Origin of the sequence: Micromonospora sp. CB01531 (assembly GCF_001905095.1) — a bacterium.
In the GTDB taxonomy this organism is placed as follows: domain Bacteria; phylum Actinomycetota; class Actinomycetes; order Mycobacteriales; family Micromonosporaceae; genus Micromonospora.
The window spans coordinates 1-25,112 of the sequence record NZ_LWLS01000078.1; the positions used below are offsets into that span (position 1 = coordinate 1).

Sequence of the window (25,112 nt, forward strand, 5' to 3'; positions counted from 1 at the left end):
CTCTCAGCGACCGACTTGACAACCAGCTCTTACATTGGTGCTTGGAGGTGTTGCGGGCGGGGACGGTGCTTGGAGGTGTTGCGGGCGGGGACGGTGACCACGGCGATACCGTGCTCGGCGGCGAGGTGCCGCATCCGGTCGCTGATTTTTCCGCGGACCTGCTGGGACAGACGCGTGTTCAGGCTGTGCCCCATGCCCCGCGCTTCCATCGACCGCAGGTCTTCCAGATAGATGACGGACGTCCGGGCGGCGATCGCCTGGTCCACCGTCCAGCGGGCGGCAGCCCAGGCGAGCGCGTCGTTGAGGTTTTGGCGGCGGGCGGACACGTGGCGGATCTCGTCCCGGATCACCGCATGCTTGCCGACAAGGTGATGCCGCTCGTCGACGCCGATGAGCCGCTGGTACTGGTCGGCCTTGGCATGCAGCCGCTCACTCTGGCGGCGCAGGCGGTGCTGCTTGGCCAGGATGCCGGCGGCGCGGAACTGTCCACCGGCCCCCAACACCGTGATCCGCCCATCCTGTCCCAGTCGTAGGGCTCCAGCGCTGAGGAGGGTGTTGAGGCCCCAGTCCACGCCAAGCGCCACCGAGTGACCGGTAGTCCGCGCTTTCGGCACGGCATGTGTGTATGCCATGTCGGCGCGCACCATCCCGTCGGTGAGGCGGAGGGTGGGCAGGTGCAGCACCGCCGAGGCGGGAACCGTGGACGGCAACGTGATCCGGCACTCGACCCACGTCCAGTCCCGATACGTCTGCGGATCCGGACGGGTGGGCAACTGCAGCCGCAGCAGCGCCGTCGCCGGGTCAGTGTCGCTGCGCTCGATGGTGGCCTGCTGCCGATCACACGCGGCCAGCAGCAACATCCGCGGAATCCTCGGGACGCCTTCGAGCTCGAACACGTCCACCGGCAGCCGACCATTGGCCTTGACGAACGTGACGGCCTGCCGGGTCCGGCCCTTGATGACATTGGACGGCAGATGCTCCCCGCCCGGGATCGCCTTGCGGACCTGCTCCCACTCCCCGGGGGTGCGCTTGCGCGGATCGGCCGGCCACGCCGCCAGGACCCCGGCGGTCACCTCGGCACGCCACACCGCCGAACGATGAACACGCCCCGCCTGCTCCTGCGCCATCCGCACGACCCGGTCATTAACCCGCACACCCTCCGGCGCGGTCACCGCCCAGCCCAGCCGCCGCAACGCCATCCACGCCTGCGACGGCAACCGCCGTCCACCCGCATCCACCCCGGCCGCCAGCACCTCCACATCCGCCGTGTTCCAGTGCTCGCCGATCAGCGCGGCCACCATGCCCGCCACCAGATCAGCACACCAACCAACCCGCTGCACAAGCACCGCCGCAGACAGGACCTCACCGGTTGCCTCATCCACACCGGTGCGCAGCACAGCACGGGCACACGCAGTCCGGACCGTCTCGCCTTCGCCCAGCCGCAGCTTCCCGCTCACCGGCTCAACGACCCACCATCGATCGAGCAGAACCAACACTCACAGCCGGCCCACGTCACCGGAATCCTCCCCGAACCAGCCCACACACCAAGCATCACGGGGTGAACACCGACAGACGCGCCGTGGTCTGTGAGAATCGAAGAAGACCCACGCGACCAACCTATGATCACTGACGATCCATAATCAAGTTGGTCAGCCTGCGAAGCATCACGCCGTGCGACGTCATCCCTGGGTCTGGACGACATCCTGCACGGGCACCGGCGGGGCCCGCTTCCGTTGCGGTGGGTGTATCTCCACGTGCTGCGCGAACTCGCCCAGCACTGTGGGCACGCCGACATCCTTCGAGAGCAGCTCATCAACGAGTAGTGCGCGGACGTCCGCTCATAGCCGCAAGCCGCAAGCCGCGCGTCACGCACTCGACGCCGGTTGAAACTGCCGATGAGCGCGCGTGCCGACCGGGTGCTCGTAGTCGTACCCAGACCGTGCGGCAGGTGGCACCCGGGCTGCCAGCGTTCCGCACCATGTGGAACGAGGCGATCGTGGCCGGACGGCCGGCCTGGCGGCACGTCCCATCCGGCGTGGTCTTTCGGGAGGTGCCGGGCGGGACCTTCCGTATGGGTCCGTCCGAGGCGGAATTGGCGGCGGTACGCGCAATCGAGCCCAGTGGCGAAGCCGAGGGCTCTCTTGAGCCGTTCTTCGCCGGTGCCGGGGACGCCCAGCCGGTACGCGAGGTGCGGATCGCACCATTCCTGATCGCCCGGAACCCGTTGACGGTCGCACAGGTCCAGCACTGGCTGCCCGAGTACGAGGACGACTACGCCGACGCGGACTCCGGCACGGCCCGGATCGAGGATGACCTGGACGACCTGCTTGAGGTGCTGCCGTTCCGGCTGCCCAGCGAGGCGGAGTGGGAGTACGCAGCCCGGGCCGGCACCACCACCTTGACCTTCCGCGGCGACGGGAAACCCGGCGAGGACCAACTGCTCGACGATTTCGGTGATGAGCAGCGGACAGCCGCCGCTGAGAATGCGTTCGGGCTGGCTGCGATGGGCTCGGCGAACGAAATCTGCGCCGACGTGTGGATTCCCGGTTTCGTGGGCGCGCCGGCGGATGCCCGCCCGCGCACCGGTGACGGCCCCAGGGCGGTGCGCGGCGGCGCCGCCGACCTCTACCCCTGGCAGGGTTGCGACGAATGGCTGCTGCTGCTCGCCGCCACCCGGTATGAGCACGCTCAGTTCACTGCGGTCCGCCCGGTCGCACCACTGCCACCTTGCAGTTCCGGAACATGAGCGAGTGTGGTGTCAAGCCCTTTGCCGGGATCGGCAGTCGGCATTGCCCTTCGCCGCAGGGATCGCGAGGCTATTGCCGTCCGTCGATAAGGAGAGGTGCTCATGAGGTCCTTCAACTGGGCGTCGACCGCGGTGGTTGCGGTTTTTGCGGCCGTGCTGAGCGCCGGACCGGTGGCAGCTGCGGACGTGGCACAGCCGGCCGCGGCGGCCGTCGGCACATCCTCCGCCGTCGCCGCAATCGTGGAACCGGCCATCGCCTGGCACGTGCCTCCGACGTTTTGCAGCGGCGGCTGGACCTTCCGGGACCGCTGGGGCCACACCGGCACGTTCAAGTGCGGCAGCTACGTGATGGAGGTCAACTGGGACAACAGGAATCGCATCGAGTACTTCGGCATCGCGCCGAACCGCACGATCTGGCATTCCTGGGCGACCAGTGGCTGGGCCGTGATGCCGCACAACGGCCTCGCCGACGACACGAACGGTGCCTGGAACACGTATGGCGGCGCCCGGACCGTCAGGGTCTACGTCAACAACAGCGGCTACTGGTGCGCCGAGGATCGTGGAACCGGCTGGGGTGGCTGGTGGCGTTGCTAACCGGGTGGTGGCCTCCTACCCAACCAACTGCGGCGTCCTTCACGAGGAGCGCGGCGCCCTGAGCGGGATGCCGCGACCACTGAGCCCAGTCACGTAACGCACTCACGGGAAGCCGGTGCCGGACCCGTCCGGCACCGGCGCTTTGTCGGCGAGGTCAGGCCCGGCACGACCAGGAGCAGCCTCCCACTTTGGACGAGGTCGGTGACCTATCGTGAGTGGCGAGTGCCGGTGCGGCGTCCCGGCGCCTGGTGGCTGCGGGCCTGGATCAAGGCGCACCGGCCAGCCTGCCGAGCTCTGCTGCCGGGCGTCGCAAGGACGCTGACCGCGGGACGGGGTGGTGACCGATGCACTGGGCGAGGCGGTCGATGGGTACGAGACTGGGTGCCGTCGCTGCGATGAGTCTGCCGGCACCACAGGTCTAGCTCCGACCAGACAACCAACTCATCGGGAGTAAGGCATGGGCCTCATCCACATCGAGCTGTTCGCAACCCTCGACCTCGTCGGGCAGTCGCCCGGCGGCCCCGACGAGGACCCGGTGGGGTTCCCGTTCGGCGGCTGGCAGGCGCCCCTGCTGGACGAGGTCGCCGGGGCGCAGGTCGGTGCCGCGTACGAGGGCACGGACGCCCTCCTGCTCGGCCGGCGGACGTATGACATCTTCGCCGCCTACTGGCCGAAGCAGGAGGGCGGCGAGGACAGCAAGATCGCCACGCTCTTCAACAGCGTCCCGAAGTACGTGGCCTCCCGCGGCAGGCCCGACCTCTCGTGGGCGGGGTCCAGCCAGCTCGGCCCGGATCTGGCCGGCGCGGTGCGCGAGATCCGTGACCGGCACGAGCACGTGAAGGTCGTCGGGAGCTTGAACCTTGTGCAGACCCTCCTGCGGGAGAAGCTCTTCGACCGTCTCGACCTCTGGGTGCACCCGATCGTGCTCGGCGTCGGGAAGAAGGTGTTCGACGGTGGCGCGGTGCCCACGAACGTCACACTCCTCGAACCGCCGGTAGCCAGTCCGAAGGGCACCGTGTACCTGCGCTACCGGCTCGCCGAAGGCACGCCCGGGACGGGGGACATGAGCGCACCCGATCGCGGTGTCGGGCGCGACGACTGAAGCGGCCCCGCGCCAGGTCGGTCCGTGCGGGTGGTGCGGGCTGAGTCCGGCCTCGTCGTTGGTGGGCTCGGCGGCGTTCGTGGCCGCGCTCGGCGACCGGCGGCTTGCGCCGCTGTGGCAGGCTGCGTGTCGAAGCGATCCGGAGGGATACGACGGTGAGTGAGCCGCGTCCGATGGCGGACCGAGAGCGGTTCAAACAGGACGAACCAGCGACCCGGGCGCGGGCGTTCCAGGCGGCGGTGTATGCCCGGATCACCAGCGTGGACCCGGTGCCGACCGGCGGACCGGTGTGTCTCTTCGCTGTGGGGCTGCCGGCGATCCTCGAACGGCTCAAGGTGCTGGAACGGGCCACCTCGTCAGTGGTGTACAACCTTGCCCCGAGATGCCCGTTCGACCCGCAGCGGCGGGAACGGGAACCGAACCTGCGTACTCGGGCGCGCGGCCTCCAAGGCCACATGATCACGGCCCCCATGCAGCACCTGTCGCTGGTGGGGGCCGTCCATCCCGACACCTGGGTGGCCCCGAAGGTACCGGCGACCGGCATCGTCGTTGACGAACGCATCGGACTGTTCCCCGGTCCACCCACCCCGGACGGGCAACCTACCGCCTGGCTCTGCCGCGACTCGGATCTGGTAATGGCGTTCTGCCAGCTCTGGTGGGAGACGCAGCAGCAGGCCGTGCCGATCCGCGAGGTCCCTGGGGTCCTCCCGCTCACCGAGCGGCAGTTGGAGGTAGCTGCCCTGCTCAGCCGGGGCGCCAAGGATGCCACCATCGCCCGTCGACTCCGTGTGTCAGCCCGGACGGTGACCAGCGACGTCGGGCGGCTGTTGGACGCCTTCGGGGTTGCGACCCGGTGGGAAGGCGGCTTGGTGATCGGGAGAGCCTGCCCACCCACGCTGGACGGCTGACCCAGCCAGCGGCTCCTTCGCCGTGCTCGCTGCGGGCCCGGGCTGCCCACGGTGACAGGCCGGTGGGCGAGTCGGGGTTGCCCGGCGTCGAAGGCGGGTGCACCGCGATCTTCGCCCGCGGTGCACCCAGTCCGGCCGGATATGTCAGCAGCCGCGGTAGCCGACGTTGCGAACCGTCACCTCGTTGCCGCAGAAGACAGGACGCACGGCATAGCGGGTGCCACTGACGATCTTGTGGACCGCGACGTGGAGGTGGCACGAAGCCGTCCCGGTGTTGCTGCTGTACCCGACGATGTTTGTCGGGCCGACGACGGCTCCCACGCCGTACTTCAGGTTCTTCATGTGCAGCAACTTGAGCTCGTAGACCTGCGTGCCGATCGTCTTGCGCAGGTACATCCCCCCGGTGCCCGAGGAGATGGCGTAGACCTTCATGTTGTCCCAGATCGGGTAGATGGGCTGCCCGCAGGAGCTCAACCCCCCGGTCGGGGTCATGTCCAGGGCGTAGTTGTCCGAGAGGTGGTCGCCGTTGTAGTAGTCGACGTGGGTCGGCGGGGTGTTGTATCCGTAGCCGGTGAGGGCCCACGACTGGGAGTAGAGCCACGGCGATGCCCCGGACGGCGCGAGCTCGTTGAGCGTGTGTGCCTGGGCCGGGCTCGCGCCGAAGACCCAGAGGAGACTCGCGACCAGCATCATGACGAAAGCCGCGCTCCTGCCTTTGTGCCATTTCTTCCCGGCGGTCGGGCTACTGCTGGGACCGTTCATGGTTCCTCCTATGTCCTGCCCCGAAAGGGTGACCTCAATCCGAGGCGTTTGCATCGAAAGCTAGCGATTCCCAGGGTGCGAGCCGATGCGTCTTGCGCATTCCGGCAGATCACTTGACAGCGTGGGCACCCGGCACATCTGACCAGGCCAAAAGCACTGAACGTGGGGTAGGCAGAAGCCCGGCACCACCCTCGGTGCCGGGCTCCTGTCTGCGCGGTCGCGCCTCACGGACTAGTTCGGTCTCCCGACCGGCCGTCCGACGGACACGATGTCAACTTTCCTCAGGTGTTCAGCGGAACCGGAATTCCGCCCAGTGCTGGGTGCCGTCGGCGAGGGTGACGACCAACCGGCGGCACTGTCCTGCCCACGCCTTGTCGGTCTGCCAGACGTAGGTGTAGTGGTCGCCGTTCGCGTCGTACGACAGGGGCGATCCACCAGCGGCGTCGACCTCCTCGAGGGAGTTCGGTTCGCCGCCACCGCAGCTGACTTGCCCGGAGGCGGGCGACCCCGGCGCCAGGATGTCCATGCCGCGGTATCCGCCGAGCCCGAACTTGATCGGGATGGCACGGCCGGCGTTGACCACGTTGATCGCCGGCGGGTTGTCCACCGGAGGCAGGAACCCACGGAAGGGCCAGGCAGCTGTCTGGACCGTGACGGTACGGGTAACCGATGCCGAACCACCGTCGTTGTCGCTGACGGTCACCGTCGCGGTGAACGTGCCCGGGCGGTACTGGTGCGGCAGGTAGCACGGCGACAGCGCCCCGGCGAGCACTCCGGGAGTCGTCTCATCGCCCCACTGCACCGTGCAGGTGTGCTGGTCGTCCACGCCGGCGTCGGTGAACTCGATCCGCGCGCCGGCGGCGTCGACAGACACCGCACCGAGCGCGGGGGAGGCGTTGGTGACGGTCACGGTGGTGCTGTCCGACGCCGCGGCCCCCTCCACATCCGTCGCGGTGAGGGTCGCCACGAACGTGCCCTCGTCGCGACATGTCACCGTCGCTCGAACTCCCTCGCCGGTGACGGTGCACGGCCCGTCAACCGCCCACGACGAGGTGACGCCTGCCGCGTCGTCGCTGACCGAGCCGGCCAGGGCCACCGCCGACCCCTCCACGGCGGTCACGCTGTCGCCAGCATCGACGACGGGCGGCTGGTTCGCCTTGTCGTTGTCGGTGATCCAGGCCGCAGCGCTCTTGCCGCGGTGCACCATTCGCCCATCGGAGGCGGTCAGGTCGCCCAACTTGAGCAGGAACGGCTCCGGCGGCTCAACCTCCGTGTCGTCGACCGTCGTTGCGGTGACCACTCCGACCGGCTGCTGCGCGGTGAGGCGCAACATCCCGTCGGCGGCGACGATGTCGCCCGGCTTGTCGCCGGAACCGGGCTTCGGCTCGGGCTCCACCAGGGTCCACGGCACCGACACGGTCGTGCCGGGGAGCGGGGCGGGGTCGACGGTGACGACGAAGTCCCCGGTCTCGCCTTCCGCGATGATGGGTGCGGCCACCGACACGGTGAGCACTTCGTCGTCGTTCACGGTGACCGTGCCGGACTCGCCGGCCGTGCCGTTGGTGACCTCGCCGACCGAGACCGTGAAGGTCTCGTCCGGCTCCTGGATCGCGTCGCCGTTCACCGCCAGGTGGACCACGTCCTCCGTCTCACCTGGTGCGAATCGGATCGTCGCCGCCGATGCGACGTAGTCGTCGCCCGCCTTGGCCGTGCCGTCGGCGGTGGCGTACGCGGCCACGACCTCCTTGCCGCTCGGCTTTGACAGCCGGAAGGTGACGGGTGTGTCGGTGAGGCTGGTGCCACCCTCCACGACGGACGCGGGCTCCACCGTGACCACCGGCGGGTCGTCGTTGTCGGCGATGGTGCCCGTGGCCTGGGCCCGAGTGATCGTGAGGCCCAGCCGGGCTCCGGTCAACGCCAGGGTGATCGTCTCGTCGTCCTCGTCGATGGCATCGTCGACGACCTCGACCGGTACCGACGCCTGCTTCTGCCCGGCCGGCACCACCACGGTGCCGGTGCCCAGCGTCACGTCGTCCTCGCCGGCGGTGCCGGCCTGCAGCGCCCAGTTCAGCGCGACGTCGTCGCTGAGTGCCTGGTCGAGCTTGACGGTGAAGGCTCCGCCGTTAGCCTCGGACAGCGTCGCGTCCTCCATCGTCGCGTTCACCCACGACGCGGGCAGTTCCAGGTCCGGATCTGCCTTCGGTCGGGTGAGCGCGAGGCCGTTCCAGCCGTTGGCGGAGACCTGCAGGACCGCCTGGCCGTCGATCGGGACCTCCGTCGGTGCCAAGACGAACCCGGAGGTTCCCGTGCCGGCGGCACCGAACGTGTTAGCTCCCCAGACCATCATCGAGCCGTCTGCGCGGATGGCCAGCGTGGTAGCAGAGTTGCCGTTGTCGATCCCGACGATCGGCGGACCGGCTGGCATCGGCGCCTGGCTCGGCACCAGCAGCGTGCCCTTCCGGTCGCCGAGGATCGGTGCGAGCCCGGCATTGGTGTTCTCGCCCCACATCCAGACCGCGCCGTTCTCCTTCAACACCACGGCCTGATCGCCCGAGATCGTGATGTCCACGACCTTGCTGCCCCGACCGAGGGTGTCAACCGGCCGCGGAAGCCACGGGCTCGTCGCCGGATCCGACTGGTTTGACTTGCGGCCCAGCTGTACGTCGGTCCCGCCGCAGGAGAGCACCGTGCCGTCCTTCTTCAGGAACAGCACGATCGCCGGTGACGCGGCGATCTGCCGGACGTCGGTGAGGTCCGGGATACGCGCCGGATAGAGGGTGTCCTCCATGGTGCCTGAGCCGTCACAGTTGACCCGGCCCCACGCCATGACGGTGCCGTCCTCCATGAGGGCGTAGTCGGACGAGACGCCGGTCTGCACGTCGCGTACGCCGGTGAGGTGGTTGCCCTGGGCGTCGGCGAGGACGTAGTCCGGGAAGGGGCGGTTCCCGCTGCTGGCCCCGTTGCCGAGGTTGCCCGCGGTGTTGCGGCCCCAGGTCAGCACCTTCCCGTCCGTGCGGACCGCGGCGACGTGGTCGGACGTCGCGGAGAGCTGGCGCACGCCGGACAGCAGGCCCTGCCCGCCAGGACCGAGCGGCTGGACCGGCTGGAGCCGGGCGTTGGTCGTCCCATCGCCGATTTCGCCGGCGTGCTGATAGCCCCAAGCCCGGACGGTGCTGTCGGCGAGCACGGCGTAACCGGTGGCCGAGCCCATCTCGACCTGGACGACGTTCGCCGGCAACACCGACTTGGTCGGCTTGGTGTAGTTGGTGCCGATCTTGCCGTTGCCGATCTGGCCGTCCGTGTTGCTGCCCCAGCCGTACATGTCGCCGGTCAGGCCGCCGGGCGGCGCGTCCGGGGAGCCGGCATCGCAGTCGTCGTCCACGCCGTTGCCGAGGAACTCGATCTGACCGGGATGCACGGCCGCGTCGGTGTCGTTGCAGTCGGTGGTCAACGTCCACCCGTCGCCGTCCCCGTCGGCCTTGTGTACGAGGACGTCCCAGGCTCGCGTCGCCTTGTGGCCGTCATCGTCCGTCGCCGTGGCGACCACCTCGTGTGCGCCAGGCGTGCCCGGAGCGGTCCAGGACAGGGATCCGCCGTCTCCGGTCGCCTTGCCGTCAACCGTCCACGTCACCGCGGGCGTCCCACCGTCGTCGGTCGCGGTGACCTTGAATTCGGCCGCTTTGCCGGTCTCGACCATCCGCTGGATGGTGTCCGGCATGGCGCCCGACAGTTGCGGGTCGGCGCCCTTGCGGTGCACGGTCGCGCTGGTCCAGGCGTACGCCTTGCGGCCGGCGCCGTCGGTCACCCGGAGGCCCACCAACGCCGTACCTGGCTCGTCGAAGACCACGGCGGGTTTGTCGCCGGTCGCGTCGTCGAAGTCGCGGTCGCCGTCCAGATCCCAGGCGTACGCCAGCGGCTGCGTCCCGGCTGAGGCGGAGGCGTCCAGCGTGACGGAGGCGCCTTCGTCCGAGGTGTACGGGCCACCGGCGTTGCCGACCGGGTGGGCGTCCGGCACGCTGGGGTCGCCCGCCAACGCGTCCACGATGGCGCTCCAGGCGGTGAGGCCCGCATTGACCGCGGCCACCGTCTTGCCGTGGGTGGCGACCTGCGCGTCCAGGACCTCCCGCACGTTGGCCGGCGTGTAGGCAGGCACGTACGCGTTGCGGATGTCCACCTCGAGCGCGGTGATCTGGGGTGCGGTCATCCCGTTGTGGCGCAGCGTGCGCCGCTCGTCGGGATTGAAGCCCTGCTGCCGGATCCGGCTCAGGAACTGGTGACCGACAGCGAGGCCATCCTTGGCGTTCTCGTCGGCGTAGAGCGCCTTGAGGTCGCCGAGCTGACGCGATGTCGCCGCGAGCTGCCCTGCCAGGGCGCGGTGCAGGTCGCGGACCTCGCGGGCGTGCACCAGAGCCCATTCCCCGCTGCCCGCCTGCTGGGCACCCTTGTACGCCTCGACCGCGCGCAGCAGCGCCTCGACGAGCGCGCCTTCACCGGCGATCGCGTCACTCGACGCGCCGACCTTGCCCGGCACCACCGGCTGGTCGAAGTCCGGGTTCGGCGGATCTTCGTAGATGCCCAGGTAGTGCTGCCCCTGGTTGAGCAGCAGCCCGTTGAACTGCTCCTGGATCGGGTTGAAGTAGTTGCCGTACTTGAGCGCGCAGGCGGTGGGGTTGCCGGCCTTGCAGCCGTTCTTGAGCGCCTTCTGGACCAGCTTCCACACCCCGTTCATGATCCGCTGGGTGTTCTTCCAGGACTCGTACTCCTCGTACGCCGCAGCCTTCAGCGACGTCAACGCCGCGTCGGGCGGTGGCAGGTCGGCGGGGATCTCCACCTTGATGGCCCGGGAGAACACCGCGTCGTCCTCGGGCTGGAACACGCCGTCCTGGCAGGTGTCGAACACCACGTCGAACTCGCCGGCGGGAAGGCGGCCGGCTGGCGTGGTGATCCCGATGATCTCGTCGTCGAATACCGAGCCGTACTGCACGACCGTGTTCGGCTTGCCGCCGGTCACGTCGACCAGGTGCCCCATGGCCGTCCCGGGCACCACGATGTAGACATCGCTGGTCGGGTAGACGAAATCCGGCACCCCGTCCTCCGGGCACCCGGAATTCTTGAATGCCAGGTCGCCCCAGACCCGGATCGCCGCGTTGGCACCGAACGTGCCGTGCGTCTCGCCGATCTTCCCGACCCATAACGCGTTGCTGTTGGCGTACGCCGGTGAACCGATAGCCACCAGGCCCGTCACCGCCGTCGCCGCTACCAGGGCGGCCGCTGCCGCCCGTCGCCACCTGTTCACATCAACCCTTTTCTCTCGTCGCCGGTCGGGCCAGGGCCGACCGAGCCAGGGAGAGAATCGCCGCCGGCACTTGCCGAGGACTTGGACGCGACTAGCACCCGAGCCACCCGCCATGACCACCGGCGCAAGCCGGCGGTAACTGCCGGTCAAGTCGCCTGGGCGAACCTGAGGGCGCGACCCCGGACGGACCGGGCGCACAGTGCGAGAGGTAGCAGCGTGAAGCAGTCGATTCGCCTCCTGATCGTGGCGCTGATGGCGGCCACCAGCCTGGTCCTGGCGGCCAACGCCGCCAGCGCCGGCGACCCGTCCCAGTGGGGCGCCAGCGCCGGCGACCCGTCCCAGTGGGGCGCCAGCGCCGGCGACCCGTCCCAGTGGGGCGCCAGCGCCGGCGACCCGTCCCAGTGGGTCGCTTGGGCCGGTGCCGGCAAGGTCGTCCTCCGCTAGTGCCGGCCGGCAGGTACGGCCACCGACCTGCCTCGGCGGCCGTACCTGACCCCGGCACGTCCGCCCACGACCTGGCCGGCAGGGGGCTGGGCGGGCGGTGACACTAATCCGGCACACCCGGTGTCTTGACCGGGATGTGCGCGGGCGTTGTGGTGTTGGTGTGCAGTTTCATGTCCTGGGCCAGCTCGAGGTAGTCCGGAACGGACAACGGGTGCCGGCCGGCGGACCCAAGCAGCAAGCGTTGCTGGTCCTGCTGCTGTTACGACTGAACCGGTTCGTCGCCTCCGACTGGCTGGTCGACGCGTTGTGGGACGGCCGGCCGCCGGTCAGCGGGCAGATGACGCTGCGCACGTACGTCGCCGGGTTGCGCCGGGCCCTGGAGCCGGAGCGCGCCCCTCGCGGGCAGGGGGTGGTCGTCGTCGGCCACACCAGGGGGTACGAGCTGCGAGCCGCGCCCGACGCCGTCGACGCGGTCCGGTTCGAGCGTCTGGTGGACCGCGCGGCGGCACTGCTCGCGGCGGGTGACGCCGCAGCGTCCGAGCAGTGCTACCGCGCCGGGTTGGCGCTGTGGCGAGGCGAGCCGTTGGCCGCCGCGGCAGATCTGGACGCGGTACGCCCGGAGGCGGCGCGGCTGGCCGAGCTGCGTCTCGACGCCGAGGAGGGATGCCTCACCGCAGGCCTTGCCGCCAACCGGCACGAGGCGGTCCTGCCGGCGCTGCGCAGATTCGTGGGCGCCCATCCGCTGCGGGAGGCCGCCCGGGCCCGGCTCATGCTGGCCCTCTACCGATCCGGGCGGCAGACCGACGCACTCGCCGTCTACGAGGAGGGCCGGCGGCTGCTGGCCCACGAGTACGGGCTCGACCCGGGCGAGCAGCTCCGCGAGGCACACCGACTCGTCCTAGGACATGCCGTGCCCGTACCGGCGGCGGTCGTGCCCGGCCCGCCAACGGTCGTGCGGGAACCCGCTGCTGCGACCGGGCCAGCACTCGCGGGTGGCGGGGCGGCACCGGTCGAGGCGCCGCAAGCTCTCGCGGGGCGTGACACGGAGCTGGCGCGGCTCGGCGAGGCGCTGGCCGCGGCGACCGGCGGGGACGGTCGAGTGGCGGCCGTCATGGGCGAGGCGGGGATCGGCAAGACCAGCCTCGCTGCGGTGCTCAGCGCACGGGTCGCGACGTCCGGAACTCCGGTGGTGTGGGGGCGGTGTCCGGATCTGGGGCAGACGCCTCCGTTCTGGCTGTGGACCCAGGTGATCCGGAGGCTACGGGCGATGCCGCAGGCCGGTGCTGCCGCGTCGGCGGTGCCGCTGGACGGTTTCGCCGCCGGGCCGCTGGCCGCGCCCGGCGACGCCGACGTCGACCCGATGGCGCGGTTCCGGGTGTATGAGGCGGTGGCCAACCTGATCCGCGCCGTGGCCGGGCAGCGAGGGCTGCTCGTCGTACTGGACGACCTGCACGCCGCGGACCCGGATTCGTTGCTGCTGCTGCGGTTTCTATCCCCGCTTCTGGCGGGCACCCGCGCCCTCGTCCTGGTCACGACGCGGCCGTATGACCGGAGTGTCGAGCTCCTGTCGACCGTTGCCGAACTGGCCCGTGGGCGGAACTTCATGCGGCTTCAGCTCACCGGCCTAGACGCGTCGTCGGTGGCGAGCCTGGTGGCATCCGGTACCGGGGTGCGTCCGCGGAACGAAGCGGTGGCGAGCCTGGTGACCCGGACCGGCGGGAACCCATTCTTCATCACCGAGCTGCTCCGGTCGGGAGCCGATCCGGTGACCGGAGAGCTGCCGCCAACCGTTCGGGACACCGTCCGGCTGCGGCTCGACGAACTGCCGCAGCCGTCGCGGGAGTGCCTGGACCTGCTCAGCGTCGCCGGGCACGATCTCGAGCTGCTCGTGATGGCGGCGGTTCTCGGCGCGCCAGCGGGAGAGGTGGGCGAGCGTCTCGTTCCCGCGTACGCGGCCTCGCTCGTCGCCGAGGCGGGGCCGGGCCAGACGCGGTTCCGGCATCCGCTCTTCGCCGAGGTCGCCTACGCCGAGCTGCCCCCTCCCCGCCGGGCCGCGCTGCACGCCCGGCTCGCCGCCGCCGGCGAGCGGACCGGCGGCCTCACTCCCGCCGAGCTGGCCTACCACTACGGCCAAGCGATCGGACTCGGTCACCGCGAAGACCATCTGCGCTGGTCGCTGGTCGCCGCCGACGACGCGACCCGGCGCGTGGCGTACGAGGACGCCCTCGGGCACCTCGGCCGCGTCGCGCGGAGCCTCGGCCTGAACTCGGCGATCTCGCCGAACGCGGCGCGTACCGAGCTGGCGGTCCAGCTGCACCGGGCGTCCCTGCTCCAGATGACAGTGGGAGTCGGCAGCGACGCGGCCGACGAGGTCTGTTCCCGGGCGAGGCAGCTGCTGGGGATGGTCGGACCGGAGGTGGACCTGCGACCGGCGCTGTGGGCGCTGGGCGAGCTTGCCGCCAACCGCGCCGACTTCGCGGTCTGCGGTGACCTCGCCCGGCGGCTTGTCACCGCCGAGGATGACGGCAGCGGCCTGATCGGTGCGGCGGGCGAGTATCTGTTGGGCGTGGTCGGCTACTTCACCGGGCAACTGCTGGACGCGGAGCGACATCTCACCGCCGCAGTCGACCGGCTGCGCGAGGTCGATCTGCGGCTGCTCGGCCGGCAGGTCGGCCGTCGGCCGGTCCTGGCCGTCCACAACTTTCGGGCGCTGGTCCGCTCGCTGCGCGGCGAGGGTGCACCGGCTCGGGAGGACATCCTCGCCGCCGAGGTTACGCCGACCAGATCGACGATCCGTACGGCCGCGCCAACGCCGCACTCTTTGACGGCTGGCGGGCGCTGCAGGAACGCGACGTCATCGCGGTACGAGTCGCGGCGGAGCGGTGCCGGGAACTCGGAGCGGCGAACGGGCTGCCGCACGTGGTGACGACGGGCGAATTCCTCGCGCAATGGGCCGCCGCCTACGGCGGGGATCGGGGCCGGCTGGCGGCGGCGCGGGCCGCCGGCGAGGCGATCTACCATCCCGGGCTGCGCTCCACCCGCACCATCACGCTCTGTGCCGTCGCTGAGGCGTATCTGGTGGCGGGAGAGCGAGCCACCGCCGCGGAGCTGGCCAAGCAGGCGTTGTCCGTGGCGGAGCAGTTGGGAGAGCGGGTCTGCGAGGCCGATCTGCGCCGGATCCGCGGCGTCGCCCTGCACGACGCCGGGGAGTTGCGTGCCGGGGCCCGGCTCGCCGTCGAGCAGGACGCGCGGCTGCTGCTGGCCCGCTTACCGGACGACCTGCTGCCGGCACACTCGCGTTGACCTGCACCTGACGGGGACGGACCACGCGGGTGGGTACCGAACCGCGCGAGCCCGACCTCCACACGGCCTCCACATGGCCTCCACACGACCTCCGCACCGGGCTGGTGTCGTCTACGGGCAGGAGCGACGACGGTCGTCGCGGAGCTCTCCCGGAAGGACCACCCCATGTCCCCGACTGATGCGGTCCACACCGTCGACGTTGCGGTGATCGGCTGCGGACCCGTCGGTGCGCTGACCGCCAACCTGCTCGGCATCCACGGGGTCCGTACCCTGGTCGTCGAGCGGAGCCGGCTGCCGCACGGCCAACCGCGCGCGTTCTCGTGCGACGACGAGGCATTGCGCATCTACCAGCAGGCCGGCCTCCTCGAGCAGGTGGGCCGCGACATGTACCCGGTACCGGACGCCGAGTATGTCAACCGCAAGGGAAAGACCTTCGCGAGCATCGCGCTGTCGGAGGTGGACTTCGGCCTCGGCCACCCGCCGTTGAGCTTCTTCGACCAGCCGTCGCTGGAACAGACGCTGCGCGCCGGCCTGGACCGCTTCGACCACGTCGAACTCCGCCTCGGCACCGAGCTGGTGGCGTTGAGGCAGGACACCGAGGACGTGACGCTGACCCTGCGGGACATGGCCACCCTCCACACCTGGACGGTGCGAGCCCGCTACGTGCTCGGCTGCGACGGCGCCCGCAGCACCACCCGGGCCGCCGCCGGCATCGCCTTGACGGGGTCCAGCTACGCCGAGCCCTGGCTCGCCATTTCGGGGAACGTGTCACCCGGCGGAATCCGCGTCGAGCGGACGACGTTCGTCTGCGACTGGTGGCGCCCAGCCTTCGTGTCACCGGGGGCGAAGGGAAGCTATCGCATGGAGTTCATGCTGCGCCCCGGCGAGACCGCCGACGAAGTACGCCAGCCGCAGAACATGAACGCACTGATGGAGCCGTACGTCGATCCGGCGCGCTTCACCACGACCCGCGCGGTGGTCTATACCTTCCACAACCTCGTCGCCCGGCAGTGGCGCGCCGGCCGGGTCTTCCTGCTCGGCGACGCCGCCCATCAGATGCCTCCGTTCCTGGGACAAGGACTCTGCAGCGGACTGCGAGACGCGGCAAACCTTGCCTGGAAGCTCGCCATGGTCCTCGCCGGTGACGCCGACCCGACGCTGCTGGAGACATACGAGGTCGAGCGGCGCCCACACGCCGCGGCGATGGCGCGGACGAGCGTAAGCCTGGGGCGGGTCTTCCTGGCGCGGAGCCGGTCGGCGGCGTGGTTGCGCGACAAGTTTCTGCAGGCTGTCCAGACCGTCCCCCGGGTACGCAGGTTCGTCCGACACTTCGAGTTCAAGCCGGTGCCGGCTCATCCAAGTGGGCTGATGGCGGGCGGTCGACGTACCGGCGGCGTGGGGACGATGTTTCCCCAGCCGCGGATTTCCACTGGCGCCTCACCCGCGCCGCACCTCCTTGACGAAGCGCTCGGCTCCGGGTTCGCCGTGCTGGGGCTCGCGAACGTAGGTGCGGTGTTCAGGCCAGGGGAGTGGCGGGGGTTGCCGGTGCGTTTCGTCGTCGTACATCCCGCAGGCACCGCTCCGGAAGATCTGCCACCAGTCCGCCAGTACGGCCGGGCATCACAAGTGGATCTCGTCGATGTAGACGGAATCATCAGCGCCTGGCTGCGCCGGAATCGCGCTGGGGTGGTCGTGTTGCGGCCGGACCGGTTCGTCTTCGCAGTCGCATCGGCCAATCAGACCGGGCGAGTAGGCCACCTGCTGGCGGCGGCCCTCGGCGTGCCGCAGCCCATCAGCGGGGCGGCCGCCTTCAACGCGGCCTAGCGAGGGATCCCGGTCCCTTCCGGGCCGGGAGGAATCGCGTCAGGAGCCTGGACGTTGGGGGCGGGGGCGTCGCCCACACCGCCTTGGCGGCAATGGCCCGCGGCGGTTGCCGAGCACCCGGCGGGCGTTGGCGGGCGCTCGGCTGACCGGAGCGTGTACGTCGGCTGACGTACCCGGGATTCAGCGTGCGGGCGGACGACTGGACGCCGCGACGCCCCGAAGCTGGACAGTCATGGACGGTTCCAACGAGATGTCGACCGCGGTGGGCGGCCACGAGTCGCCCCGCACGCTGGATTCGCTGAGCCCGCGAAGAGATCACCCCCGGCTGCTCAGGCTGGGTGCCCGGACCCGCAAAGGCGTCCTGGTGGTCCATATCGCGTCCGCCGGTGCGTGGCTCGGAGTCGATGTCGCCATGGCCGTGGTCATCTTCACGGCGGTGGTCGACCACGACACCGCTGTCCGTGCGCTGTGTCTCCAGGCACTCCAACTCTTCGCGGTCTGGCCACTGTTCACCGCGGGCATGATCTGCCTTGCCACTGGTGTCGTGCTCGGGCTGGGCAGCAAGTATGGCCTGGTGCGGTACTGGTGGGTCGCCACGAAGCTGGCGTTGAACGTAGCGCTCACCGGGCTCGTCCCGCTGGCGTTGCGCCCCGGCCTCTCGGGGCTGAGCGAGCTGGGCCGGGAGCTTGCGGCGGGGCACCTCGTGACGTTTTCGGTGGGCAACATGATCTATCCGCCCATCGTCTCCCCGGCCGCCCTGGTCGTCGCTCTGGTGTTGGCCGTGTTCAAGCCGTGGGGCCGGATCCGCCGCCAGCCTCCCGCCGACTGAGGGATGCCTCGGTTTGCGGACCGGTTCGTACCTCCACGTGCCGGGGTGTTCGGCTCACGGCGGTGATGTGCCCAGCCCTCACGTGCCGGCGAGCCGTTCCACTACCGGTGCAGTCCCGCCGACTGCCGCCATGACGCGAGGATCGCCGCCGACCTGACACGGGCTAGCCGCCCATCGCCGGGCAGGTCTTCAAGCCTGTCCGCGACTGCCGCGACGTGGACGGCCAACTCCAGGTCGTCGAAGCGGGCACCGGCAAGGTGGCGCAGCTCGTCAACTTTCACCGCCAGCTGTTCCTCCGAGCTCTGTGGCGGCATACCCAGCGCGACGATGTCCGCCTCCCGCGCGGCCAGCCGAAGCATCCGCGCCCCGGACCCGGCGACCAGGATCGGCGGATGCGGCTGCTGAACCGCTCGCACCAGGGTGCGGTCGTCTGGTTGGCGGGACAGGTCCTTCACCGCGCGGATGCGATCTGGCAGCCGCGTCGAGATCAGACGAGAAGCGAATGTTGAAGTGCGTCCGCCTGCACACGGAGGGTGACGCGCGTACGCCATGACGCGTACCGCGGCTCCAGGTCTGCTGCGTTCGCCGACGTAGGCCAGGTGTCGCCGTCGCGCGGATGAGGCGCCCGTGGATGGCTCATAGCGTCGAGGCCATGAGATCAGCAGTTCGTATCGGCGCCATGCTAGCCGCGGTGGTCACCGCAGTCACGGCCCAGACCGGCGCGGCCAGCGCCGAACCGTCGCCGGATCAGGCCGTCGTCGTCACCGACTCCGGCGCCCTACGGGGTACGGTCGCCACCGACCACCGGACGTTCTCCGGCATTCCCTACGCGGCACCTCCGGTCGGTGACCGGCGCTGGCGCGCCCCGCTGCCGCCACACCCGTGGCAGACGGTGCGTGACGCGACCCGGCCCGCTAGTCCGTGTCTACAGATGGGCGGGCCGGCCGGATCCGCCGTGGTCGGCAGCGAGGACTGCCTGTACCTGAACATCACCACGCCGGCCGGTAGGAATGCCCGGCACCTACCCGTCATGGTGTGGCTACCCGGCGGGGGCTTCGTGTCCGGGTCCGGCAGCGACTACGACCCGACCCGACTCGCGGTATCCGGGCGCGTGGTGGTGGTGACCGTCAACTATCGCCTCGGCGCGCTCGGCTTCCTCGACCACCCGGCGCTCGCCCCGACCGAACCGGCCGCCGGCAACTTCGGCATCGCCGACCAGCAGGCAGCACTGCGCTGGGTGGGACGCAACATCGCCCGGTTCGGCGGCGACGCCCACAACATCACCCTCGCCGGCCAGTCAGCCGGCGCGTACAGCACCTGCACACAGCTGGCATCACCGCCGGCAGCCGGCCTGTTCCAAAAGGCGATCGTGCAGAGCGGCCCGTGCGGCAATTCGATGGTGACTCGGCCAGTGGCCCAGACCCGAGGTACCCAGATGGCCCGCGATCTCGGGTGTTCAGCGGCGAACGACGTACCGGCCTGCCTGCGCGGCGTTGCGGCCAGCCGGCTGGTCGGTATCGGCGGCGACCGGGTCTTCACCGCCACCGCCCGCATCGCCGATCTGCCCTGGCTGCCTGTGGCCGGAACCCCCATGCTGCCCTATCAGCCGCTGGAGGCGATGCGACGAGGCCTGGCCGCCCGCGTACCACTGATTCAGGGCAGCACGCGGGACGAGATGCGCCCCTTCGTCGGGGTCAACTACGACTTCCAAGGCCACCCGCTGACCGCCGACCAGTACCCGGGCGTCCTCGCCCAGGTGTTCGGTGCCGACGCAGCGGGAGTGCTGGCCCGGTACCCGGCCAGCGCCTACCCCAGCCCCGGCGTCGCGCTTGCCACCGTGCTCACCGACAGGGGACACAAGTTCGGCGGTTGTACGGTGCTATCCGCCGACCAGGCGGCGTCGAGGCGGGCCCCGGTCTACGCCTACGAGTTCGCCGAGGACCCGGGCCAGGTTGTTGGCGGCTTCGCGATGGGTGTCGGCCACGGGGCCGAACTGCCGTACCTGTTCGACGGGGCGTACAACGATCCCGGCGGCTCCCCAGTCCTCAACCGGCAGCAACAGCGGCTGTCCCGCGAGATGATCGGATACTGGTCCAACTTCGCCGCCACCGGTAACCCCAACAGAACGGGGCTACCCCACTGGTCGGCATACCGGGGCGACGGGCGCCTACTGTCGCTGGTCGCGGGCACAGCAGGCATCACCTCGACGGACTTTCGCCGGGACCACCAATGCGGATTCTGGAACGCGATCCACTGAGTGACGCACCCGCGAACGCCCCGGAACCTTGCGCGCCGGCGGCCAGGCGGCGGCGACAGCAAGCGCGGAGATGCGCCCCGTCGACGCCGACGACGAGCATGAGTTCGGGTGTACCGCCCAGTGCCGACCCGAGATGGCGCGAAACCAGCAGGAGGCGGGATGACGACGGACGAGCTCAACCGTGCGGTGACCGGCCCGGATGACGCTATCCGCGATGAGTGGACCGCACTGGCGGCGGAGGTAATCGGGTGCCCGGTCGAGACGGTGCAGGACCGGGCGGACACCGCGTCCTTCATCGACCTGGGTGGCACCTCGTTGCGCGCGGCCGACTTCGCGGCCAGGGTTGAACGTCGCCTGGGAATCTCGCCGCCGCTGCGTGCCCTGCGCGGGTCGGTGCCCCTCGCGCAGGCCTTGGCTCAGGCAGGCGAATACCGGCCGGTGCCGGCCAGTGCCCCGGCGACCTCGGTGTACCGGCCGTTGCTGCCCAGCCAGGACGGCATGCTGATGGCCGAGGGCCAGCACGGCGGTCGTGGTGTCCGGGTGCTGTTCACCGCCGAGAGCGCCACGCCGTTCGAGCCTGACCGGCTGCGGGCGACGCTGGCCGAGCTGACCAGGAGCCACGAGGCGCTGCGTACCGCCTTCACCCGCACCGATACCGGCTATGCCAGGCGGGTGCTGGCCACCTGGCAGCCACGGCTGATCGAACAGCGGCTGGCCCCGCCGCCTGGCGTGGATCCGGTGGCGATCGTGCACGCCCAGCTCGCGGCCAGCCCCGACCTGCTCGCGCCGTTCACCGAGCCGCCTGTGCTGTTCGTGCACAGCCAGGTCGACGGCGGGTCGGACCTGCTGTCGATCCTGGTGCATCACGCGCTCCTGGACGGGTGGGCGCTGGCCCAGTTCTGGCGCGCGTTCGCCCGCGCGTACACCGCCGGCACCGCCGCGCCGGGCCCGTCGCCGGAGCTGATCGTGTCCCGGTACCAGGAGCTCACCGCGAGCGGCCGGCTCGCCGAGCTGACCCAGCTCGCGGTCGCCGACCTCGCCGACCTGCCCGGAACCGTCCCGCTGCCCGTCGACCGGGCCCGGCCGGAGACCCTGGACGTCAGCGGGGCACACCTGCCGTTCGGGCTCAGCGCCGAGCTGCGGGACCGGGTCATGAAGACGGCGCGGCAGCTCGGGGTGACCCACACCGTCGTACTCTTCACCGCTTGGGCGACGGCGGTGGGGCGGCGTATCGGGCTCCGGGACCTCGCTGTCGGGGTCGGCATGTCCGGTCGGCAGGTCGCGGAGCTGCACGACGTCCTCGGGCTGTGCGTGCGCATCGTGCCGGTGCGGTGCCGGCTCGACGACACGCGTACCGTCGCCGAGCATCTGCGCGCCTGCGCCGCCGGCTGGGCGGCCGCCGCCGAGCGGGCCGAGCTGCCGCTGGAGCACATCATCCCGGCGCTCGGCCAGGACGAAGTCACCGATCGGATGCCGGTCATCCAGGCCGTGTTCGAGGCGCACGACGAGCTGCTGGGCGGGCGGGTGCGGGAGGGCGGACTGGAGCTGACCCTGCACGAGGGGTACTGCGGCGCCTCACACATGGAGACCACACTGTTCTTGACCAGTTGGGGCGAGCGGCCGGTGCTGCAGCTGGAGTACCAGTCGGCGGTGTTCGGCCCCGGCGAGGCGGTCGATCTGGTCGAAGGGTTCACGGCGGCGCTGGAAGAGCTGGTCGCGGACGTGGACGCTCCGCTGTCGTCGGTACGGGCGATCTCGGCAGGACAGCGGGAGCGGCTGGCCGCGTTGTCCGACGGGCCGGCCACCGACTGCGCGGCCGGGCTGTGGCAGTTGTTCGAGGAGACGGCCGCGCGGCACCCGGACGCGGTCGCGGTCGAGGCGCTGACGTACGACGAGCTGCTTGCCGCCGCACGTACTCACGCGTCCGCACTGGCCGATGTCCGCCCGGGTGACCGGGTCGTCCTCGCCGTGCCGCGCGGCGTCGCCGAGGTCGTGGCCGTGCTCGCCGTGTTGCACCGGGGCGCGGCGTACGTGGGGATCGACGCCGACGCACCGCGGGAATGGCTCGCCGAGATCCTGCGCCAGGTCTCGCCACGCGCGGTCATCGGCTCGCCCGAGCTGGCCGAGTTGGCCTCCTGCCCGGCGGTCCCACCATGGGCGCCGACCGACCCGCTGGTACCGGGACCCGAACCGGCACCGGCCGACCCGGCCCGGACCGCGTACCTCGCCTTCACGTCCGGCTCGACCGGTCGGCCCAAGGGGGTACCGGTGCCGCACCGCGCGGTCGTGCGCCTGGTCCGCGACGCCGGGTACGTCCGGCTCGGCCCGGACGAGCGGTACCTGCGCCTCGCGCCGCTGGCGTTCGACGCCTCCACGCTGGAGCTGTTCGCGCCCCTGCTGTCCGGCGCCAGCCTTCAGGTCTTCCCCGACGGGCCGGTCGCGCCGACCGAGCTGGCCCGGTTCCTCGTCGAACGTCGGGTGAGTGTGCTGTGGCTGACCGCCGGATTGTTCCGGCTCGTGGTCGACCACCGGCCCGAGGCGTTCGCGCCCGTACGGCAGGTGCTCACCGGCGGCGACGTGGTCCCGCCGGAGCAGGTCCGGCGGCTGCTCGAGCGGTACCCGGGGCTACGGGTCACCAACGGGTACGGACCGACCGAGTGCACCACGTTCACCACGGTCCACCACCTCGACTCGCCGGCCGAGGTGAGCGACCCGCTGCCGATCGGCCGGCCGGTCCCGGGTACGCGGGTGTTCGTGCTCGACGAGGACGGCCATCCGGTGCCGCCGGGCGCGGTCGGTGAGCTGTGCGTCGGCGGCGCCGGCCTCGCCGACGGTTACCTGGGCGCACCCGAGGAGACCGCCCGAGCATTCGGGGGGCGGGCGCCGGACACCGGCGAGCGCTTGTACCGCACCGGGGACCTGGTGCGCTGGGACGGGCGCGGGCGCCTGGTCTTCATCGGCCGGCGCGACCACCAGATGAAGGTACGCGGGTTCCGGGTCGAGCCGGACGCGGTGGCTCGGCGGCTGCGCGAGCACCCGCAGGTACGGGACGCGGTCGTGGCGGGCGACGGTGATCCCGGCGCTGACCGGCGACTGCTTGCCGGCGTCATCGTCGCCGACCCGGCCCCGTCCGTGGCGGAGCTGCGGGCCTGGATCGCAGACGCGCTGCCGTCCTGGGCGGTACCGGAGCTGTGGTCGTTCACCGATGCGTTCCCGTTGACCAGCAACGCGAAGGTGGACCTGCAGGCCCTGGCCAAGCACGCGGTCGCCTAGGTAGGACCAGCTGTCGATTCGCCGAGGGAGCAACTGCTGATGGAGCCGTACGGATTGGTGGAGAGATGACAGGTAAATCTGTTCCGCAGTTGTTCGCCGGTCAGGTCGACGAGATCGAAGCCGTCGTCAACGCGCATCCACAGGTACACCGCGGCGTGGTGATCGCCCGCGAGGACGGCCCCGGAGATCGTCGCCTGGTGACCTATGTCATCCCCGAAGACACTGTGCCGCACAGCGATTCCGGGCCCTCCGCGAATGCCAGCGCGGGTGACTTCGTGGCGCAGTGGCGCCGGGTGTACGACGACCTGTACTCCGAGGTGATTTCCGTCGATGACCCCCAGCTGGGTCGGCTCGGTTCGGATTTCAGCGGCTGGAACAGCAGCTACACCGGTGGGGCGATTCCCGTCGAGGAAATGACGCTGTGGCGAGCGGCCACGGTGGACCGGATCCGAGGCCTGAAACCCGCCAGGTTGCTCGAGATCGGGGTCGGTTCGGGACTGCTGATGTCGCACCTGGCCGCGGACTGCGTGGAGTACCGTGCCACGGACTTCTCCCCGGTGACCATCGCTAAGCTGCGGGCCCGCCTGAAGGCCGCAGGCGTGCCCTGGGCCGACCGGGTGCACCTGCGGGTCGCCGAGGCCATCGAGACCGACAGGCTGCCCGAAGGGTACTTCGACACGGTGGTCATCAACTCGGTGGCGATGCACTTCCCCGGGCACGGGTATCTGCGTCGGGTGATCGAGCAGGCGCTGAGAGTGCTCGCGCCGGGTGGCTCATTGTTCCTGGGCGACATCCGGAACCTGAGTCTGCTCGAGGAGTTCTTCACCGCGGTGCAACTCGCGCGGGACCCGTCCGCGGAGCCGGCGACGATCCACGAACGGGCCCAGCGGGCAGTGGCGGCGGAGGACGAGTTGCTGCTCGCCCCGGAGTACTTCGTGGCGACGGCACGGGAGTTGGCCGATGTCGCGGGGGTCGACATCCAGCTCAAGCGTGGCGCCGCGGTCAACGAGTTGACCCGGTACCGATACGACGTGGTGCTGCACAAGGCCCCGGCTCGAACGCACTCGCTCGCCGACGTACCTCGGGTCGCGTTCGCTGACCTGGCGTGTCGCGACATCGGAGACTTCGGCAACCACCTTGAACGGATCATGGGCGAGCAGCCCGGCGAGAGCCTGCGCGTCACGGGAATCCCGCACGGCGGGCTGATCGGTGAAGTCGCTGCGGCACAACGCATCCGGCGCGGACAACCAGTCTCGACCGTGGCCGCGCCGGGCGGTGGCGCGCAGGCGGATGCCGGGTGGCTTCCGGAAGATCTGCACCTTCTTGCGCAGCGCCTGGGCCGGAAAGTCGCGGTGACCTGGTCGGCGCAGCCGGATCGCATGGATGCGGTCTTCCTCGGTCCCGGAGCCATCGCCCAGGCGTCGCGCCCGGGCGCGGGCGATCGCGCGGTGTTGACGGACGTGTACGAGGCGCGGGAGCCGCTGGAACGGGCGGCCCGGTATGCGAACTATCCGCACGCGTCGGTGTTGGCCGACGACGTGCGCCGGTTCGTCGCCGAGCGAGTACCCGGGTCCATGGTTCCCGCCGCCGTCGTCATCGTCGATCAGTTTCCGTTGACGGTGGACGGCGAACTCGACCGTGCGGCGCTGCCTGCGCCGGACTTCACTTCCGAGCACGGGTGGCCGTAAGAGGATCCATGCGGTCCAGGTCGGGAGCGCGACGACCGCGAGGTGCCCGCCACGGCGGCGGCCGCGCCGATCGATCTCCGAGGAGG

General features: G+C 70.6%; 17 protein-coding genes. 13 read left to right on the plus strand and 4 right to left on the minus strand.

The window, feature by feature from the left end; translation table 11 throughout:
* Positions 1–29 precede the first annotated feature (29 nt).
* Positions 30–1,457, minus strand: coding sequence for a hypothetical protein (locus A6A27_RS22585; RefSeq protein WP_198940408.1), 1,428 nt, complete (start codon positions 1,455–1,457; stop codon positions 30–32).
* Positions 1,458–1,703: 246 nt separating this feature from the next.
* On the opposite strand from A6A27_RS22585, the gene A6A27_RS22590 reads away from it, so the two are divergent.
* The 5 genes from A6A27_RS22590 (at position 1,704) to A6A27_RS22610 (ending at position 5,350) form a co-directional block, all read left to right on the plus strand.
* Positions 1,704–1,823, plus strand: a complete 120-nt coding sequence (locus A6A27_RS22590) for a mycothiol transferase (RefSeq protein ID WP_241825402.1) — start codon at positions 1,704–1,706, stop codon at positions 1,821–1,823.
* Positions 1,824–1,978: 155 nt separating this feature from the next.
* A complete protein-coding gene (locus A6A27_RS22595; protein WP_073836680.1) occupies positions 1,979–2,746 on the plus strand; it encodes a formylglycine-generating enzyme family protein in 768 nt (255 codons plus the stop codon).
* A 102-nt stretch (positions 2,747–2,848) separates the two neighbouring features.
* The gene (locus A6A27_RS22600; RefSeq protein ID WP_073836651.1) at positions 2,849–3,340 is read left to right on the plus strand and encodes a hypothetical protein; all 492 of its coding nucleotides are present in this window, start codon (positions 2,849–2,851) and stop codon (positions 3,338–3,340) included.
* Positions 3,341–3,797: 457 nt separating this feature from the next.
* Positions 3,798–4,442: a dihydrofolate reductase family protein gene (locus A6A27_RS22605; RefSeq protein ID WP_073836652.1), complete on the plus strand. Its 645-nt coding sequence runs from the start codon at positions 3,798–3,800 to the stop codon at positions 4,440–4,442.
* A 155-nt stretch (positions 4,443–4,597) separates the two neighbouring features.
* On the plus strand, positions 4,598–5,350 hold the full coding sequence (locus A6A27_RS22610) for a helix-turn-helix transcriptional regulator (protein ID WP_143194115.1): 753 nt from the start codon (positions 4,598–4,600) through the stop codon (positions 5,348–5,350).
* Positions 5,351–5,494: 144 nt separating this feature from the next.
* On the opposite strand, the gene A6A27_RS22615 is transcribed toward A6A27_RS22610, so the two are convergent.
* Both A6A27_RS22615 and A6A27_RS22620 read right to left on the minus strand, forming a co-directional pair.
* Positions 5,495–6,112 carry a M23 family peptidase gene (locus tag A6A27_RS22615; RefSeq protein WP_143194116.1) on the minus strand — a complete coding sequence of 206 codons (618 nt, stop codon included), beginning with the start codon at positions 6,110–6,112 and terminating at the stop codon, positions 5,495–5,497.
* A 289-nt stretch (positions 6,113–6,401) separates the two neighbouring features.
* Positions 6,402–11,345, minus strand: coding sequence for a PxKF domain-containing protein (locus A6A27_RS22620; RefSeq protein WP_158074028.1), 4,944 nt, complete (start codon positions 11,343–11,345; stop codon positions 6,402–6,404).
* A 279-nt stretch (positions 11,346–11,624) separates the two neighbouring features.
* Between A6A27_RS22620 and A6A27_RS22625 the strand changes: the two genes are divergently transcribed.
* The 5 genes from A6A27_RS22625 (at position 11,625) to A6A27_RS22640 (ending at position 17,808) form a co-directional block, all read left to right on the plus strand.
* Entirely contained in the window at positions 11,625–11,852 is a 228-nt protein-coding gene (locus A6A27_RS22625; protein ID WP_073836656.1) for a hypothetical protein, read from the plus strand.
* 160 nt (positions 11,853–12,012) lie between these two features.
* Positions 12,013–14,778 carry a BTAD domain-containing putative transcriptional regulator gene (locus A6A27_RS22630; RefSeq protein ID WP_241825397.1) on the plus strand — a complete coding sequence of 922 codons (2,766 nt, stop codon included), beginning with the start codon at positions 12,013–12,015 and terminating at the stop codon, positions 14,776–14,778.
* Positions 14,775–15,155 (plus strand): hypothetical protein, encoded by a 381-nt coding sequence (locus A6A27_RS46130; protein WP_241825398.1) that lies wholly within the window; start codon positions 14,775–14,777, stop codon positions 15,153–15,155. Before A6A27_RS22630 ends, A6A27_RS46130 begins: the two co-directional genes overlap by 4 nt.
* 165 nt (positions 15,156–15,320) lie before the next feature.
* A complete protein-coding gene (gene mhpA / locus A6A27_RS22635) occupies positions 15,321–16,979 on the plus strand; it encodes a bifunctional 3-(3-hydroxy-phenyl)propionate/3-hydroxycinnamic acid hydroxylase MhpA (RefSeq protein ID WP_073836657.1) in 1,659 nt (552 codons plus the stop codon).
* Between the two features lie 232 nt (positions 16,980–17,211).
* A complete protein-coding gene (locus A6A27_RS22640) occupies positions 17,212–17,808 on the plus strand; it encodes a hypothetical protein (RefSeq protein WP_241825399.1) in 597 nt (198 codons plus the stop codon).
* A gap of 101 nt (positions 17,809–17,909) precedes the next feature.
* Here the strand turns inward: A6A27_RS22640 and A6A27_RS22645 are convergent, their stop codons facing one another.
* Complete coding sequence (locus A6A27_RS22645) at positions 17,910–18,263, minus strand: LLM class flavin-dependent oxidoreductase (protein ID WP_073836658.1); 354 nt, start codon at positions 18,261–18,263, stop codon at positions 17,910–17,912.
* A 197-nt stretch (positions 18,264–18,460) separates the two neighbouring features.
* On the opposite strand from A6A27_RS22645, the gene A6A27_RS22650 reads away from it, so the two are divergent.
* The 3 genes from A6A27_RS22650 (at position 18,461) to A6A27_RS22660 (ending at position 25,026) form a co-directional block, all read left to right on the plus strand.
* Complete coding sequence (locus A6A27_RS22650) at positions 18,461–20,065, plus strand: carboxylesterase/lipase family protein (protein ID WP_083672772.1); 1,605 nt, start codon at positions 18,461–18,463, stop codon at positions 20,063–20,065.
* A 159-nt stretch (positions 20,066–20,224) separates the two neighbouring features.
* Positions 20,225–23,338 carry a non-ribosomal peptide synthetase gene (locus A6A27_RS22655; protein ID WP_073836660.1) on the plus strand — a complete coding sequence of 1,038 codons (3,114 nt, stop codon included), beginning with the start codon at positions 20,225–20,227 and terminating at the stop codon, positions 23,336–23,338.
* A gap of 89 nt (positions 23,339–23,427) precedes the next feature.
* Positions 23,428–25,026 carry a class I SAM-dependent methyltransferase gene (locus A6A27_RS22660; protein WP_073836661.1) on the plus strand — a complete coding sequence of 533 codons (1,599 nt, stop codon included), beginning with the start codon at positions 23,428–23,430 and terminating at the stop codon, positions 25,024–25,026.
* Positions 25,027–25,112: the final 86 nt, after the last annotated feature.